The following is a 14,926-nucleotide window of genomic DNA, read 5'->3' on the forward strand; positions in this document are numbered from 1 at the left end:
GTTATAAATATGATATAGAAAACTATTTAGTGGTAATAAATAAAGATTTTTTACCGTTGTAATCTTTAACTTCAGTTTTAACTAGAATGTCTCCGTACACCATTGTTTTGGTATTAGGAAACTCATAACCTTCGATGAAGACAGGAGTATCTTGTGCGATATTATTCTGTTCATTCAGTTGTGACAGGGCTATTTTATCTAAACCCTGAAATCCGTTTTTGATTTTAAATTCAGTAATTCCCTGATCGGCAATGTAGCTGTATTTTTTTAGATTCTGGGGTAAAGCAGCCTGCGTTTTATAGACATTTGAACTCTGCACAATGCTCTTTCTGGCATTAAACATATCTACAGTCCCGACAACGTCATTGGCTACTGCAAACTTTACGGAAGGATTCTTTTGTGCAGATAAAGCAGCAAATGATAACAGGAAAAAGGAGTATAGGATTTTTTTCATAATCAGAATATGTAACTATTAAAAACGTGATAAATATAGTTAATTTTTATAAAATCTGAATAAATTTTTATTATAATTTAAATATTATATAAACATATGCTTTTGTTGATGCTATGAGTGCATGTTTTCATCCTGTTTCTCAACGAGATTGGTAATAATATTTTTAAGCCGCTGAAACGTAAATGAACTCAGCAGCAAAATGATTCCCAGAATAATGAATGCTATGATCCTTGAAATGTTATCCATCTGCCAGACATCGTACGCATACAGCTTTACTACCATAATGCCGATAAGCGCAAAACCTATTTTATTATACTCCGGATTTTTCTTTTGTAAGCCAATATAAATAAAAGCTGTGGCAATAACTGTCCACAAGATCGGGAGATACAGAATGTTAAAATGCCGGCTTGCTTTGTAAGAAGAAGGAATATTATTCGCCGTAATTAATATATAAAGATGATAAAAAGTAGAACTTACCGAAAGCACAAAGACGAAAGAAATGATCCAGTACGATATTTTTGTGGTATAAAAATTAGACGAACGGGGAGTCGTAATATATAAATACAGAAACGGCAGCCAATACAGTAAGTGTATACAATAGAAACTAAATGGAATTGTATGTGATAAAATAGATGTTGAAACCTCAGATGCCGAAAAAGAAACATGAACTGCCACCAGAAAAAGGAAAATATAAATAAGTCCGGTTTGGAAACTGTTGCTCAGAGATAATTGCTCTTTTAACAAGAGTAAGATAAAAAGATAATAAATACTGAACAGTACACTAATGCTTATCATCACAGATCCCTGCATTCCTGAGATGTGATAAATGATCTCCAGCAGCATCGCCGTATAGATCACTGCATAACTTATCGTGGAAAAAATAGCTTCAGGAAAAAAGCCTTGTTTCTGGGTTTCATGTATTTTTTTTAATAAAAACAGATTAACAACCATCGAAATGATAGTAACTAAACTTGTTAAAAATATTGGATTGAAGACAACAGCTAATTGATTTGCATTGATGTATTGTAACCAAGTCATGATCTGCGCTATGATGACTAAAGGAAACAGAACGCTGAAACACGTTTTAAAAATCTTAAGATTGGTTTTTTTCCATAGGAATAGCAGTAGAGTAGCCTCTACAGCCCACACACTGGTAATTAAATGAACTTTGAACAATAAAGCAATGGCAATGGTAACCAGACTGATTGTAATTCCTGTAAAAACGGAATAAGCAATACCTATATTTTTTTGTGCATTTTCCCTGAAAAGAAGAGCTCCATTCACTAAAGCAAAAATAATGGGGAAAATAGCTGACGGTTCATAATTGAGCTTGTTAAAAATATAAACCATTCCAATGATACTGGAGAAGTTAATTAATACCAACATCAATATATCGGAAGCAGATAGGGTCTTTTTCCTAATATACTCCTGTAATGCAAAAACATAAAAAATAATATAATTGATGCTATAAAATACAATGCTGAGAAGCTGAGGTTGATTATAAGTCCAATACAATATATATAAAGTAGTGAAGAAAAATGAGACCCATCCGATACTTCTCCACTGTTTCAGGAATACAAGAACCAGCATTCCGATATTCAACAAAGTGAGGTAGGTGAAAAGAAAATAATAATTACTTTGTCCCGTGCTGATCATTAAAGGAGCCAAGAATCCGCCTATTAATGAAAAAATAATTAATATTTCACTCTTATAGTAATACGAGAGAAGAATTGAAACGATGGTAATAAAAGTAGCGACTGCAAAAGCCGTATTTTGGGTGAATAAATGATACTCCCTGAATGCAATAGTAGTAGTGAAATATAAAACAGCAATCCCTCCACCTGTAATGATGGATGAAAAGACACCGTAGTTTTTTCTCAGGAAATAGCCGGTTAGTAAAATACCGGCCCCCGTGCAGAGACCTATTCCGGCTCTTGCAGTTTCACCGATCCAGTTATTATCAATGGCATATTTTACAAAATAACCTATTCCCAAAACTAGGGTGAAGATTCCAATAACTGTGAGTGCGTTTTGTTTTAAGAAATCGGTAACAGGAGTAATCCAATTTTTTTCTTGCGGTAATATTGGGCTGTTGTTTGTAGCAGGTGTTTCCAGAGGGGTACTGGCCTTTAGAATGTTGTCCTGCGTAACGGCCGTATGATCCTCTTGCAGGTTTGGGTCTTGTATTGTTTTTGGTTGATCTAAAGAAGTATTGATTCTCTTATTAAGCTGCGAAACTTCATTTTCCAGTCTTTTAATTTTACTGTTTAACCGGCCGAAAATGAATACAACAGCTATAATTAATATAATAAGAAGAAGTTCATTCATTCTGTAGTTTTTACCAAATATAGATAAATCTTTGTGAAGAGGCTACAATTAATCCATCACAGAAACTGAGATGGATTAATTGTGTAGAGTGATTAGATTTGAATGTCTTTCTAATTGGACACCTTATAAATGTAAAATGAACTTACACTGGAGCCTAATAATCCCACATCAAGTGCTGTAGATCCGGTAAGACCTAATGTGATTTGATCTCCAGCCTGCAAGGTATACAATGAATTGATGCTGCCTTCAGAAATCGTAAGACTCAGAAGGATTAGATTTGCACCACTGAAAGGGCGGTTATCAATAGTTGTAGCGACTCCCGCTCTTGTTCTGACAATTCCAATACCAGGTGCGTTGGCTAATATGGATGCCTGAAGACCTGTACCATAACGGAAACTAAACCCTATTTGATATACTCCGGAAGAAGGGATAGTGTAGTAGTGATCTGTATCAGAAAATAAACTAGCGTCACCCAGTGTTCTTTCTGCTGCCAGAAAGTTAACTGCTCTAAAGCCCGAAGGAAATAGTCCCAAAGTCAGTAAACTGATTCCTGCTGTTTTTTTTGCAGCATACACTGAAGTATTCGTATTTGCATTCAGCAGGACCTGAGGGTCTACCTGAGCTATTTGAGCACTTCCCTGATTAAGAGCCAAAATTTGATACCCTGGCAATGCGGTTGTTGCAGGAATATCACGAACTTTCACTGTTCCATTAACGTCAAGGGTAGCAGTTGGCGTGGATGTGTTAATCCCGACTTGTGAAAAAACCGGGATTGCGGACACAGCCATAAGTAAGCTGTAAATCTTAGTTTTCATGTGTTAAATTTTTAATTAGTTTTCAATTTTATATAATGCAATAATCGTGCCTTATGACTATATTTAATACAGTTATATTTCATTTATAGTGTGAATTTATTAAACATATGTTTATATTATGATTAATAATATTCTTTTTTTTTCTTTATTGATCGAGGTTTTCAAAGGGATTCAATAGATTTTATGTTAATATTATTAACTAATTAAGTCTCTTTAAATTGAATTAATTTATTTTTTAAGAGGTTTTTTTGTCATAGCTATTAACTGCCAATCTAGCAGTATGACTCAATCGACTGCCATAAGTGATGAAAAATAATGCAGTTAATTATTTTTTTAAAATAGGTAAGAATGATTTATTGCAGTTATCAGAAAAATTTGGAATTTAAGGTGGTTTCTTTTTTTATATAAACAACAGAAGAAGAGCAAAATCATGTATTAACAATTATCTTAGATCATTTAGCTTTAATTCTGTCCATAAAAAAACACTGCTTATGATAAGCAGTGCTATATTAAATAACGATGTGACTATTTTTAACTTTCCAACAGGAATTCTTTATAATTTCCAAGGAAGTCAACATCTGCGTTGATTGATTCGAGTTCCTGTAACGCGTTTCCATGCAAGACGTCTTCCCATTTTCCGTTTACATTCATAAAGAAAAAATAATTCCCAAGTCCTGTTTTTAAGGTTCGGGATTCAATTTTACTAAGGTTCATCTTCCTCCATGCAAAAACAGATAAAACCTGATGAAGTCCTCCCGGATGATCTTCAGGAAGGGTAATCAGCAAACCCGATTTTTCGCCTATTACCTGAAGGCTGCTGTTCTGGTATTGAGTATTCTGCTTAGAAATCACAATAAATCTGGTGTGATTTTGTTCAAAATCCTGGATATTACGGTTAATAATCTGTAAACCGTATAAATTGGCAGCAAACTGATTGGCCACCGCTGCAATCTTCATATCCTTGTTTTCAGAAACATATTTTGCCGCTGCTGCAGTGGACGAAAAATCCTGTCTTTTATAGTGTTTATAATGAGTGTCCAGGAAATGGAAGCTCTGCGCCAGCGCCTGAGGATGTGAATAAATGATTTCAATATCCTCAATAGTATTCTCAGGATGAATCATCAGATGGTGGGCAATAGGCATTACGGCTTCAGCCTCAATTTTAATCGCCGGTGTTTTGTATAAATAATCCAGGGTCATAGAAACCGTTCCCTCAATAGAATTTTCCAGGGGAACGACTGCCTTGTCGACGTCTCCATTTTCTACTGCATTGAAACAGTCCAGAATATTGGCCTGTGGTAAAAGTTCTTCATTCGGGAAGAGTTGTGTGGTCGCCAGCTGGGTAAAACTGGCATGCGGACCTAAGAATGCAATCTTCATCTTTTTCATATCAATTAAAAAGTTATTTTTTTCTCATTTTGTTTTATTCACTTCAAATATCATCATTAAATAGGCTAAACCCTAATTATTATAGCAGATTATTCCTCTTTCCAGTTTTCTTCAATCAGTTGGATCAGAAAATCCGGACACTTGATAATTTTATTGGTGTTGGAATCTAAAAAGAAAAGGGTAGTGGAAGCCTCGGTAATTTTAGTATGCTCTTCATTGTAAATTTCATACTCAAATTCAATTTTTACTCCCGGAATTTTTTTTAGGTACGTATGGATTTCTAATTTTTGATCATATAAAGCAGGCCGCAAATACTTAATTTTATACTCCGAGACAGGCAGCCAAATTCCTTGGTTTTCAATCTCATCGTATGACATTCCTATGGTTCGGAATAGCTCTACTCTTCCAATTTCGAAGTACTCGGCGTAATTACCGTAGTAAACATATTTCATAGGATCTGTCTCTCCGTAACGTACTCGTAATGAGTGTTTTGTATGTATCATTTTCGTCTCAAATTATACATACAAATATATTTTTAAATAATCAATACCCGCAATATTTTTTTTTAAAAAGAAAAAAGTGGACCTTTGTCTTCCTTCTAAAAAACGGACTAACTAAGAACAATCGGGGCATAAATATGGATGAAAATTTAATGATGATATGGCGGAAGTGCCTTCAGTTCATGCGAGACAATTTGAACGCGGCTGAAGACAATTCTGATTTAAAGAAGCTTGAAAAATCTTTCGATTTACTGTTTGATAAAGTTCAGCCTATTTCCCTGGCTGATAATAACCTTACGTTAATGGTTCCGAGTGATTTTTACAAGGAATATATCGAAGATAATTATTTATCTCTTCTTTCTGCTGCCCTTAAGAAAAATATAGGAAAAGGAGTTAAATTATGGTATTCTGTAATGGAAAACAGACCTAATGGTTTAGAGAAACCCGTTACTATGAATATGAAAGGGAAAAGCGTCCCTACTCCAAGAACTCAGGAAACAATGCCGCAGGGATTTTCATCAAATATCGTCAACCCTTTTGTTGTTCCGGGAATTAAGAAAGTAAATATCGACTCTAACCTGAAGTCTGATTTTTCTTTCGATAACTATGTAGAAGGGGAAAGCAACAAGTTTGCAGCTACAGTAGCACGATCCATTGCTAAAAGACCGGGTGCAACGGCTTTCAACCCATTATTCTTATATGGAGGATATGGTGTTGGAAAAACCCACTTAGGACAGGCTGTCGGTTTAGAAGTGAAAAGCCAGTTTCCAGATAAAGTAGTTCTTTATCTTTCTTCTGAAAAATTCATTCAGCAGTTTATTTCTTCTGCAAAGGCCCATAAGCAGACAGAATTTGCTAATTTCTATCAGATGGTCGATGTATTGATCATTGACGATATTCAGTTCTTATCCGGAAAATCAGCTACTCAGGATAGCTTCTTCCATATTTTTGATCACCTGCATCAGAATGGAAAACAGATTATCCTTACTTCAGATAAAGCTCCGGCGGATATCATGGATATCCAGGACAGAATTGTTTCCCGTTTCAAATGGGGACTTTCCGCAGAAATTAAATCTCCGGATTTACAGACCCGTAGAAAAATTATCGTAGATAAATTAAGCAGAGACGGAATTGTCCTTACCGATGATATGCTGGATTTCCTGGCTTCAGAAACGAAAACCAATGTAAGAGAGCTTATCGGGGTTATCAATTCTGTAATTGCTTATTCTACAGTATATAAAACAGAATTAAGTCTTGAACTGTTAAAAGATACCATCAGTAAAATTGCTGCCAACCAAAAGAAGATCATCAATATTCCTTACATTCAGGAAGTGGTGTGCGACTATTTTGGAATCAAAAAAGAACAGCTTTTATCCAAAACAAGAAAAAGAGAAATCGCTCTGCCGAGACAATTGGCGATGTATTTTTCTAAAGAACTTACCAATGCCACCTTTACTAAAATAGGGGAGGAAATGGGCGGAAAAGACCACTCTACGGTAATGTATGCTTGTGACACCATCAAGGATGTATCTAAAATAGATAAAGAAGTAAAAAAATACGTTAAAGATCTTTCAGAAAGAATCAAAAAGTAAGATCATAATTTACTGACAATAAAGAAAATGGAGAATAGGGATATTCTTCATTTTTTATTTAGATTTGTTTAAAATTTTAGTTCCAGTTATAATTTGAAAATATGAAAATATTGATGGTCTGCTTGGGAAATATATGCAGAAGCCCTTTAGCAGAAGGAATTATGAAAACCAAACTTTCCGATGCATTTTTTGTAGATTCTGCCGGTACTATTTCCATGCACGAAGGAGAGCATCCCGATAAAAGGGCTGTTAAGACTGCGGCCAATCACGGAATAGACATCTCAATGCAGCAATCAAGACCTATTACGAATTCAGATTTTGAAAATTTTGATCTCATCTATTGTATGGACCGTAAAGTCTATCAGGATGTAATGTCGAAAGCTCATCATGAACAGAAACAAAAGATCTCTTTGTTTTTAGAAGCGGATGGAAGCAATTCAGATACAGAAGTTCCCGATCCGTACTGGGGAGATATGAAGGACTTTGAGCATGTTTTCCAGTTACTGGACAAAAGATGTAACACAATTGCACAACAGTTGATGACTGAATTTTCAGCCATTAAAAATTCAAAATAATTTAATTTTATTCACCATTTATACCTTATACAATGCTTTTCTTACTTCCAGCTTATTTATCAGAAAATACTTCTATCAGCCATTTTTCACCGGTCATGAAAGAATATATCATGCAGACGGATTATTTTTTTGTAGAAAATGAAAAAACAGCCCGCAAGGTTATTAAATTTTTTGCACCTGAGAAAAAACAAGCAGATTTAAAACTGTTTTTACTGGATAAGTACACGGAAAATGCTGATATTAAAGAAGCTCAGGAACTGATGCGTAAGGGCCAGGATTTTGGTCTGCTTTCAGAGGCCGGACTTCCCTGTATTGCAGATCCGGGAAATCTGATCGTTAAATGGTGTCATGAAAAAAATATCAGGGTAATCCCTATTTCGGGGCCTTCGTCAATTATTTTAGCGTTGATTTCCAGTGGTTTCAACGGCCAGGAATTTAGTTTTAATGGTTATTTACCAATTGAGAAAGGGGAGAAAAAAAGACAGATGCTTCATTTGGAAAGCCTCGTTGAAAAAACCGGGTATACTCAGATTTTCATGGAAACACCTTATAGAAACAATCCGCTTTTCGAAGATCTGTGCAAATTTTTATCACCCAATACAAAACTTTGTATTGCAGCCAATATCAACGATCCGGAGCATGAATTTATCAAGACCAGAACCATCAAAGAATGGCAGAAACACAAGCCGGAACTCCATAAAATCCCTGCTGTATTTGTGTTAGGAAAATAAGTTTAACACGCCCTTAACGTATCTTTAGCATTATTCTTGCGCTTTAGCTAATATTAAAAAATTGAATAATGTCAGAAAAAAAATTAGCAGGTCTTTGGTTAGATCAAAAAAAAGCAGTTATTGTTAAAAATAATGACGGCCAGAATGTCTCAGAGTTTGAAATTTTTGATACGATACAATCAGAAAATACGGGTGGTAACTCCAGTGAATATGCATTTCATAATTCAGAGAATGCGCACAAGGAGAAGTATTTCAAGGAAATTGAAAAAGCCATTACCAATAGTGTTGAGCTGTTTGTTACTGGTCCTGGTGTTGCTCAGGAAGAATTGAAAAACCATCTTTTAGATACGGCACAGTACAAAAATCTAAAGATTACATTAGACTCTTCTCAGCAAATGTCTGAAGAACAGGTATTAGAAGCTGTGAAATCTCACTTCAACGCTTAATTCTAATTCAATACATAAAAAATCCGGCTATTAATTATAGCCGGATTCTTTTTATTTATTTTTTCTTCGTGATCGCCACTTCTTCCACAGAAAAATAATGAGCGGAATGATCAATAAAAACGGCCAAAGTGCTATAAGCCCGAGAGAGAAGCCTACAAAAGTATTCCATCCTTCCGTTAAAGAATCTGCAAACCGGCTTCCAAAACCAATCTTTGAAGTGGCAGAACTTCGCACCTTTTCTTTATACAGGTCCAAATGTAGCGTGCTGAAATCCACACGATCATCAATGAATCTAAGCCTTCCCTCAGAAGTGTCTATTTCATCTTCAAGTTCACGGATATTTTCCTGAATTTCCAGAATGTCTTTTGTGGTAGCCGCAGTTTTTAGCATGTTGCGATACTTTTCAAGATAAATATTTTTATTAGCCAGCCGTATGGAAACATCAGTATATTCTTCGGTCACGTCATTAGTAGAAATATTCTTTGAGGTAACAGATCCTATTCCGTCTGAAAAAGAATTGATAAGGCCATCAAACTCCTGATGGGGAGCCCGGATAACCAAACTTATTTTTTCAGCAGTATCTGTATTCTGGTAGTCTTCTTTTTGTATATATGCTTTATTTTTTTTGAGAATATCACCCACCTGTTGTTGTGCTTTTTTGACATCACCCACCTGAATGCTGATTTCTCCGTTTTTAATGATCTTTTTAGAAATTGGTTCTACACTGGGTTCTGGTTCCTGTTGATCTACCTTTGCTGGCATATAAGCCATCGTATTTTTATTTACAGGACTTTCCTGGGGCGGGGGCGGTGGAGTTTCAAACGCCTTATCTTCCTGTAAAACTTCTACAAGATCAGCATTGACAGACTGAGGCTGTTGTTTGTTGCAATGAATGGAAATTAAACAGAATAGAGGTAATATCAATAGACGTTTCATGATTATTTTTTCTGTATGATATCAAAAATTATGCTCAAAATGAAAATTTACTTTCAAATAGATGATTTTTAATGGATTTTACCTCTAAAATAGCAATGAAGCATTTTTAATAGTTTTAAAGAGGACGGAGTTTAAATTATTTTATATTTTTATCAAATGAAAAAGAGTCTTTTAGCAATTATATGTGCCCCATTTGTAATCTATGCTCAGGAAGTTCCGAAACTGACCGATGAAATGGCTGTTAAATTATCGGAAAAACCGCTTCACTGTATCAACCAGGAATATCCTAATAAAACAGCTCATATTATTAACAATGAAAAGGAAGTTTCTTTAACACCAAAAGCGCTTCATCCAACTTTTTATGGTTGTTTCGACTGGCATAGCTCGGTTCATGGACACTGGATGCTGGTTCGGCTATTAAAGACTAAACCTGACCTTTCGGTAGCCAAAGAGATTGAAAAGATTCTTGACGAATCCTTTCAAAAAGAAAATTTGCAGTCGGAAGCGGATTATTTCAATAAATATGAGCTCACAGGCACTTTTGAAAGAACGTACGGCTGGGCGTGGCTGCTGAAACTTGATGAAGAGCTAACCACATGGGACCATCCAAAAGCTAAACTCTGGCACCAGAATTTGAAGCCTTTGACAGACCGTATTCTAACATCCTGGAAAACATATCTTCCCAAACAAACGTATCCAAACAGAACCGGAGTTCATCCCAATACTGCCTTTGCTATGGCTTTTGCCATAGACTGGGCCCGGGCGAATAAAGACAAAGCGTTTGAAGACATGCTTATAGAAAAAGCAAAATATTTCTTTTTAAAAGACCAGAAAACTCCGGCCTATTTAGAGCCTGACGGTTCAGACTTTTTCTCGCCAAGCCTTGAAATTGCAGATCTGATGCGTAGAGTGATTCCTCAAAAAGAATATGTACAATGGCTGAATAATTTCTATGAGAAGCGAAGTGTAGAGAATATAGAAAAAATACCTGTAGTAAGTGATCTTAGCGATTATCAGACGGTTCATTTGGTTGGACTGTCATTTACAAAAGCATGGTGTATGAAGGGGATTGCGAAAACACTTCCTGACGGCCATCCGTTGAAAAAGAATTTCCAGAAAACAGCTAATGTATTTTTAGCGAATGGACTTCCTTTATTATTTCAAGGGAATTATGGCGGAGATCACTGGCTGGCCAGTTTTGCGGTGTATGCCCTGGAAGATTAATAGCGTATTCCTGTTTTTTTTAAGATAAAACTTAAGAGCCAGATAGGGCCAATGAGAAGAAACTTAATGTCTTTAAGGAAGGATGGTTTTTTTCCTTCTATTTTGTGCCCTACAAACTGCAGAATCCAGGTGATTACGAAAACAGAAAGGTAAACGATCCATGATTGTTTACCGAATTGTACATTAACGGTGTAGGTTAAATGTTCCATCAGAATCATCACGAAAATCATAATGAGACTGATTAAAATAGAAAGTCTCAGATAAAAAAGACTCACCAAAATGATAGTGATCGTGCTTACTATACTGATACATCCGAAATAGGGTGTACAAAAGTGAGGCGATGGAATGAGAGAGATAAAACCTAATATCGTCCAGAAAATCAAAGGGACACAGATCCAGTGAATCAGTTTGTTAGCTGCATTTCTATGGCTTTCGCTGTATTCCGCAAAAAATAAATCTACTTTTCTCATGATGACCATTTTGGAAAAGACTAATTTAATAAAATTTTGTAATCACTAAAGACTTTGATTACATTTGCGTTATGTCTATCTTAGAAAAATATGGAGTTGAGATTTTTACCCAGGAAAATATCTTTGAAAGAATTTCCGCTGATAAGCCTTTCCGGCCCGATAATCCCGCTTTTATTTTTATCAAAACAGGAACGATAAAACTCCGCCAGCATTTCAGCGACCTTGAACTTTCTGCCAATATGTTTATGGTAACAGACCCGCAGACTGTGTACGAAATGGTTTCTGTAAGTGATGATTTCCAGTCCAGAATGGTGTCTTATAAAAGAGAATTTATTTCTGCTTTATCTTTGAAATTTAATCGTTTGATTGCCTACAGGTATTTCAGACAGCAGATGAATAAAGGCGTTCCTTTTCAGGAAGATGAGATGGAAATTGTCTGGAAAAGCGTCAATTTTCTTAAATTTATTTTAGATTCTTCTACGGAAATGATCTATAAACAGGAAATTGTGGAAAGTTTATTTTCTGTTTTTATTTACCAGATGGCTGGAATTATTTCTAATGAAGATAATAATTCAATGAGCCAGATGTCCAGACAGGAAGAGATTGTTTTCCTGTTTTTAACTGATCTTTCAGAATACCATCTTTCAGAACGAACTGTAGAGTTTTATGCCCAACGGCAGTCGATTACAACAAGACATCTTTCGTCTGTGGTTAAAACCATTACCGGCAAGTCGGCGAGCCAAATTATAGCGGTTATTGTAATGAATGAAGCTAAGGTGTTACTTAACTCTTCAAAAAAGCCTGTTTCAGAGATTTCATCTATTCTTGGATTCAGTGATCAATACTCATTTTCTCACTTTTTTAAGAAGCATTTGGCGCTTAGTCCCGTTCAGTATCGTCATCAGTTCGAAAGTTAAAATCCTACATTTGAACATCTTTTTCCCGATATCAAGCATTTCCCTGATCCTGTTTCCACTGTAACTTTGTCCTCGTAAAACAAGGTAAAATGACAAAGAATGTAAAAACAGCACTATCACTCGTGATAGCACTATTTCCTGCGCTGTTTTTTTCACAAGAAATTAAACAGCTCACCGCAAAAGAAGTGGTAGAGCTTGCTGTTCAAAATCATCAGCAGCTGAAAGTAACCGCTCAGAATATAGATATTGCCAAACAGCAGACAGGAATCACAAAACTTCAAAAACTACCCACCATTACGGCTTCTACAAGTCAGTTTTATTTGGGAAACGTAGTTGCTATAGACAGTGATTTTTCCAATTCAACAACGATTCCGATGCCTCATTACGGAAGTTCATATGCTGTACAGGCCACTCAACTTATCTTTAAAGGAGGATTGGTGAATAAGTCTATTGAATTGGCCGGACTCCGCGAGCAGCTGGCTGAACTGGATTTAGAAAGAAACCGGCAGGATGTTAAATTTTTAGTGATTTCCAATTATCTGGATGTCTATAAGATTTTAAATCAGGAATCTGTTTTCCAGAATAATAAAAAACTGGCTCAGGAACGTCTGAAAAATATCCAGAAATTTTATCAGCAGGGAATGGTGACCCGAAATGAAGTGATCCGTGGAGAACTGGCGATTAAAAATCTGGATCAGGGAATTTTAACGTTAGCCAATAATAAGAAAATACTTAATTATAACCTGAGTATTGCTTTAGGTCTGCCTACAGATACCGAGATCATACCCATTGAGAGTTTGACAAATAAAGAAACAGGTATTGGGATGGACTATTATATCAATTTAGCCCATGAGACTAATCCTCAATTGAAATCTGCAAAGAAAAATATCGATGTTGCCAACAAGAATATTGAAATCATCAAAACGGATAAGATGCCTACGGTTGCAGGATTTGGAGGATATACAATGCAGCGTCCGATCACAACAAGAAATCCTGTATTGGATATGTATTCCGGAGGATGGCAGACCGGAGTTTCTTTAAGTTATAATATTGATAACCTGTATAAAACGAAAGAAAGGGTAAAACTTGGAGAATTGCAGAAGACCCAGGCAGGTGATGCGATGACTTTGGTACAGCAGAATGTAGATATGGCCGTTAATGCAGCCTATGTGAAATACCAGGAATCAATCCAGCAGGCAGAAATTTTGGATGATGCGAAAAAATTAGCCGAAGAAAACTATAAGATTACGGAAGCTAAATATTTGAATCAGCTAGCCGTACAGGCTGAAATGATCGATGCACAAAACCAGAAATTACAATCGGAGCTGGATTTTGCCAATGCAGAAATCAATGTACTGTATCAATATTATAATGTACTGAAATCTACAGGAACTCTTTAATTGTAAAACTGAAAATCAAGATAATGGAAAACAAGGAACAAAATACTCAACATACACAAGCTGCTCCCGCAGCTGCACAGTCTGGAGCATCTACCAAACATAAACAGAATAAAAAAAATAAGATCAGGGCAATCATCTCCAACATCATCGTTTTTCTGGTGATAGGATTCGGACTCTTCTGGCTTATCCGTGAATATTTTCATATTGGAGACAAAACCTATACAGAAGCCGCTCAGGTGGAGGAATTTATTAATCCCATCAATACCAGGGTTTCAGCGTATATCAAAGAAATCAGATTCATTGAGCACCAGCAGGTAAAGAAAGGGGATACGTTAGTCGTATTGGATGACCGTGAGCTTTTAACCCAATTAGGCCAGGCTGAAGCGGCTTATCAAAATGCATTGGCTCAAAGATCAGCAACAAGTTCATCCGTTAATACCGTTTCCAATAATGTTAGTGTGATGGAATCTAATATTGCCGGTGCTAAAGCAAGATTGTGGAATGCAGAACAGAATTTAAACCGATACAAAAACCTTCTAGCTTCTGAAGCGGTAACCAGACAGCAGTATGATCAGATAAAAACTGAATATGATGCTCAAAAGGCGGCCTATGAAACATTGGTCAATCAGAAACAGTCGGCAAACCTTTCTACTACTGAGGTTAAAAGTAAACTGGGGATTAATGACGCTGAAATTAAAAGAACAAAATCAGCGTTGGATATGGCAAAAATCAACCTGTCTTATACCGTAATCACCGCACCTTATAACGGAATTATGGGACGAAGAACTATCTCTGAGGGTCAGTTGATTCAACCCGGACAACAGGTGGCTACCATTGTGTTGAACGGGCAGAAATGGGTAACAGCTAATTTTTTGGAAGGCCAAATGCCTAATGTAAAAATTGGTAAAAAAATAATGATGACAGCCGATGCTTTAGGCGGACAGAAATTTGAAGGAATTGTGACCGCTGTTTCTGCAGCTACGGGTTCAAGATATTCAAGCGTTCCTACAGATAATTCTACCGGAAACTTTATTAAAGTGCAGCAGCGTATTCCTGTAAGGATAGAGTTCACATCTTCCAATAAAAAAGAAGACATAGCAAAGCTAAGTGCAGGAATGAATATGAATGTGAATATTGATTAGGATTGGC

Annotated in this window: 15 protein-coding genes; 8 read left to right on the forward strand and 7 right to left on the reverse strand. The window is 36.1% G+C overall.

The window, feature by feature from the left end; all coding sequences use genetic code 11:
* Nucleotides 1–22 precede the first annotated feature (22 nt).
* The 5 genes from SB679_RS08345 to SB679_RS08365 form a co-directional block, all read right to left on the reverse strand.
* On the reverse strand, nucleotides 23–454 hold the full coding sequence (locus SB679_RS08345; protein ID WP_410701796.1) for a hypothetical protein: 432 nt from the start codon (nucleotides 452–454) through the stop codon (nucleotides 23–25).
* Nucleotides 455–565: 111 nt separating this feature from the next.
* Nucleotides 566–2,782, reverse strand: a complete 2,217-nt coding sequence (locus SB679_RS08350) for a DUF2339 domain-containing protein (RefSeq protein ID WP_410701797.1) — start codon at nucleotides 2,780–2,782, stop codon at nucleotides 566–568.
* Nucleotides 2,783–2,892: 110 nt separating this feature from the next.
* On the reverse strand, nucleotides 2,893–3,597 hold the full coding sequence (locus SB679_RS08355; protein WP_410701798.1) for a hypothetical protein: 705 nt from the start codon (nucleotides 3,595–3,597) through the stop codon (nucleotides 2,893–2,895).
* Between the two features lie 531 nt (nucleotides 3,598–4,128).
* Entirely contained in the window at nucleotides 4,129–4,977 is an 849-nt protein-coding gene (gene pheA / locus SB679_RS08360) for a prephenate dehydratase (protein WP_410702096.1), read from the reverse strand.
* 98 nt (nucleotides 4,978–5,075) lie between these two features.
* A complete protein-coding gene (locus tag SB679_RS08365) occupies nucleotides 5,076–5,489 on the reverse strand; it encodes an acyl-CoA thioesterase (protein ID WP_410701799.1) in 414 nt (137 codons plus the stop codon).
* A 134-nt stretch (nucleotides 5,490–5,623) separates the two neighbouring features.
* On the opposite strand from SB679_RS08365, the gene dnaA reads away from it, so the two are divergent.
* From dnaA to SB679_RS08385, 4 genes are all read left to right on the forward strand, one after another.
* The gene (gene dnaA / locus SB679_RS08370; RefSeq protein WP_034709622.1) at nucleotides 5,624–7,078 is read left to right on the forward strand and encodes a chromosomal replication initiator protein DnaA; all 1,455 of its coding nucleotides are present in this window, start codon (nucleotides 5,624–5,626) and stop codon (nucleotides 7,076–7,078) included.
* Between the two features lie 101 nt (nucleotides 7,079–7,179).
* Nucleotides 7,180–7,653, forward strand: a complete 474-nt coding sequence (locus SB679_RS08375) for a low molecular weight protein-tyrosine-phosphatase (RefSeq protein WP_410701800.1) — start codon at nucleotides 7,180–7,182, stop codon at nucleotides 7,651–7,653.
* 32 nt (nucleotides 7,654–7,685) lie between these two features.
* A complete protein-coding gene (locus SB679_RS08380) occupies nucleotides 7,686–8,384 on the forward strand; it encodes an SAM-dependent methyltransferase (RefSeq protein WP_034709624.1) in 699 nt (232 codons plus the stop codon).
* A gap of 68 nt (nucleotides 8,385–8,452) precedes the next feature.
* Nucleotides 8,453–8,830, forward strand: a complete 378-nt coding sequence (locus SB679_RS08385; RefSeq protein ID WP_410701801.1) for a hypothetical protein — start codon at nucleotides 8,453–8,455, stop codon at nucleotides 8,828–8,830.
* A gap of 51 nt (nucleotides 8,831–8,881) precedes the next feature.
* Here the strand turns inward: SB679_RS08385 and SB679_RS08390 are convergent, their stop codons facing one another.
* A complete protein-coding gene (locus tag SB679_RS08390) occupies nucleotides 8,882–9,766 on the reverse strand; it encodes a DUF4349 domain-containing protein (RefSeq protein ID WP_410701802.1) in 885 nt (294 codons plus the stop codon).
* Between the two features lie 156 nt (nucleotides 9,767–9,922).
* Here SB679_RS08390 and SB679_RS08395 point away from each other — a divergent pair, with 156 nt between their 5' ends.
* Nucleotides 9,923–10,990 (forward strand): DUF2891 domain-containing protein, encoded by a 1,068-nt coding sequence (locus SB679_RS08395; RefSeq protein ID WP_410701803.1) that lies wholly within the window; start codon nucleotides 9,923–9,925, stop codon nucleotides 10,988–10,990.
* On the opposite strand, the gene SB679_RS08400 is transcribed toward SB679_RS08395, so the two are convergent.
* Nucleotides 10,987–11,460, reverse strand: a complete 474-nt coding sequence (locus tag SB679_RS08400; RefSeq protein WP_410701804.1) for a DUF962 domain-containing protein — start codon at nucleotides 11,458–11,460, stop codon at nucleotides 10,987–10,989. The genes SB679_RS08395 and SB679_RS08400 overlap by 4 nt on opposite strands.
* Before the next feature lie 71 nt (nucleotides 11,461–11,531).
* Here SB679_RS08400 and SB679_RS08405 point away from each other — a divergent pair, with 71 nt between their 5' ends.
* The 3 genes from SB679_RS08405 (at nucleotide 11,532) to SB679_RS08415 (ending at nucleotide 14,919) form a co-directional block, all read left to right on the forward strand.
* Complete coding sequence (locus SB679_RS08405) at nucleotides 11,532–12,377, forward strand: helix-turn-helix domain-containing protein (RefSeq protein WP_410701805.1); 846 nt, start codon at nucleotides 11,532–11,534, stop codon at nucleotides 12,375–12,377.
* Nucleotides 12,378–12,466: 89 nt separating this feature from the next.
* Nucleotides 12,467–13,777 (forward strand): TolC family protein, encoded by a 1,311-nt coding sequence (locus tag SB679_RS08410; protein ID WP_410701806.1) that lies wholly within the window; start codon nucleotides 12,467–12,469, stop codon nucleotides 13,775–13,777.
* Nucleotides 13,778–13,800: 23 nt separating this feature from the next.
* Nucleotides 13,801–14,919 carry an HlyD family secretion protein gene (locus SB679_RS08415; RefSeq protein WP_410701807.1) on the forward strand — a complete coding sequence of 373 codons (1,119 nt, stop codon included), beginning with the start codon at nucleotides 13,801–13,803 and terminating at the stop codon, nucleotides 14,917–14,919.
* Nucleotides 14,920–14,926: the final 7 nt, after the last annotated feature.

This window comes from Chryseobacterium sp. SIMBA_029 (assembly GCF_046535275.1).
In the GTDB taxonomy this organism is placed as follows: Bacteria; Bacteroidota; Bacteroidia; order Flavobacteriales; family Weeksellaceae; genus Chryseobacterium.

Coding starts and splice junctions, on each gene's coding strand:
- SB679_RS08345 (WP_410701796.1), bottom strand. CDS start 454: ATGAAAAAAATCCTATACTCCTTTTTCCTGTTATCATTTGCTGCTTTA.
- SB679_RS08350 (WP_410701797.1), bottom strand. CDS start 2,782: ATGAATGAACTTCTTCTTATTATATTAATTATAGCTGTTGTATTCATT.
- SB679_RS08355 (WP_410701798.1), bottom strand. CDS start 3,597: ATGAAAACTAAGATTTACAGCTTACTTATGGCTGTGTCCGCAATCCCG.
- pheA (WP_410702096.1), bottom strand. CDS start 4,977: ATGAAGATTGCATTCTTAGGTCCGCATGCCAGTTTTACCCAGCTGGCG.
- SB679_RS08365 (WP_410701799.1), bottom strand. CDS start 5,489: ATGATACATACAAAACACTCATTACGAGTACGTTACGGAGAGACAGAT.
- dnaA (WP_034709622.1), top strand. CDS start 5,624: ATGGATGAAAATTTAATGATGATATGGCGGAAGTGCCTTCAGTTCATG.
- SB679_RS08375 (WP_410701800.1), top strand. CDS start 7,180: ATGAAAATATTGATGGTCTGCTTGGGAAATATATGCAGAAGCCCTTTA.
- SB679_RS08380 (WP_034709624.1), top strand. CDS start 7,686: ATGCTTTTCTTACTTCCAGCTTATTTATCAGAAAATACTTCTATCAGC.
- SB679_RS08385 (WP_410701801.1), top strand. CDS start 8,453: ATGTCAGAAAAAAAATTAGCAGGTCTTTGGTTAGATCAAAAAAAAGCA.
- SB679_RS08390 (WP_410701802.1), bottom strand. CDS start 9,766: ATGAAACGTCTATTGATATTACCTCTATTCTGTTTAATTTCCATTCAT.
- SB679_RS08395 (WP_410701803.1), top strand. CDS start 9,923: ATGAAAAAGAGTCTTTTAGCAATTATATGTGCCCCATTTGTAATCTAT.
- SB679_RS08400 (WP_410701804.1), bottom strand. CDS start 11,460: ATGAGAAAAGTAGATTTATTTTTTGCGGAATACAGCGAAAGCCATAGA.
- SB679_RS08405 (WP_410701805.1), top strand. CDS start 11,532: ATGTCTATCTTAGAAAAATATGGAGTTGAGATTTTTACCCAGGAAAAT.
- SB679_RS08410 (WP_410701806.1), top strand. CDS start 12,467: ATGACAAAGAATGTAAAAACAGCACTATCACTCGTGATAGCACTATTT.
- SB679_RS08415 (WP_410701807.1), top strand. CDS start 13,801: ATGGAAAACAAGGAACAAAATACTCAACATACACAAGCTGCTCCCGCA.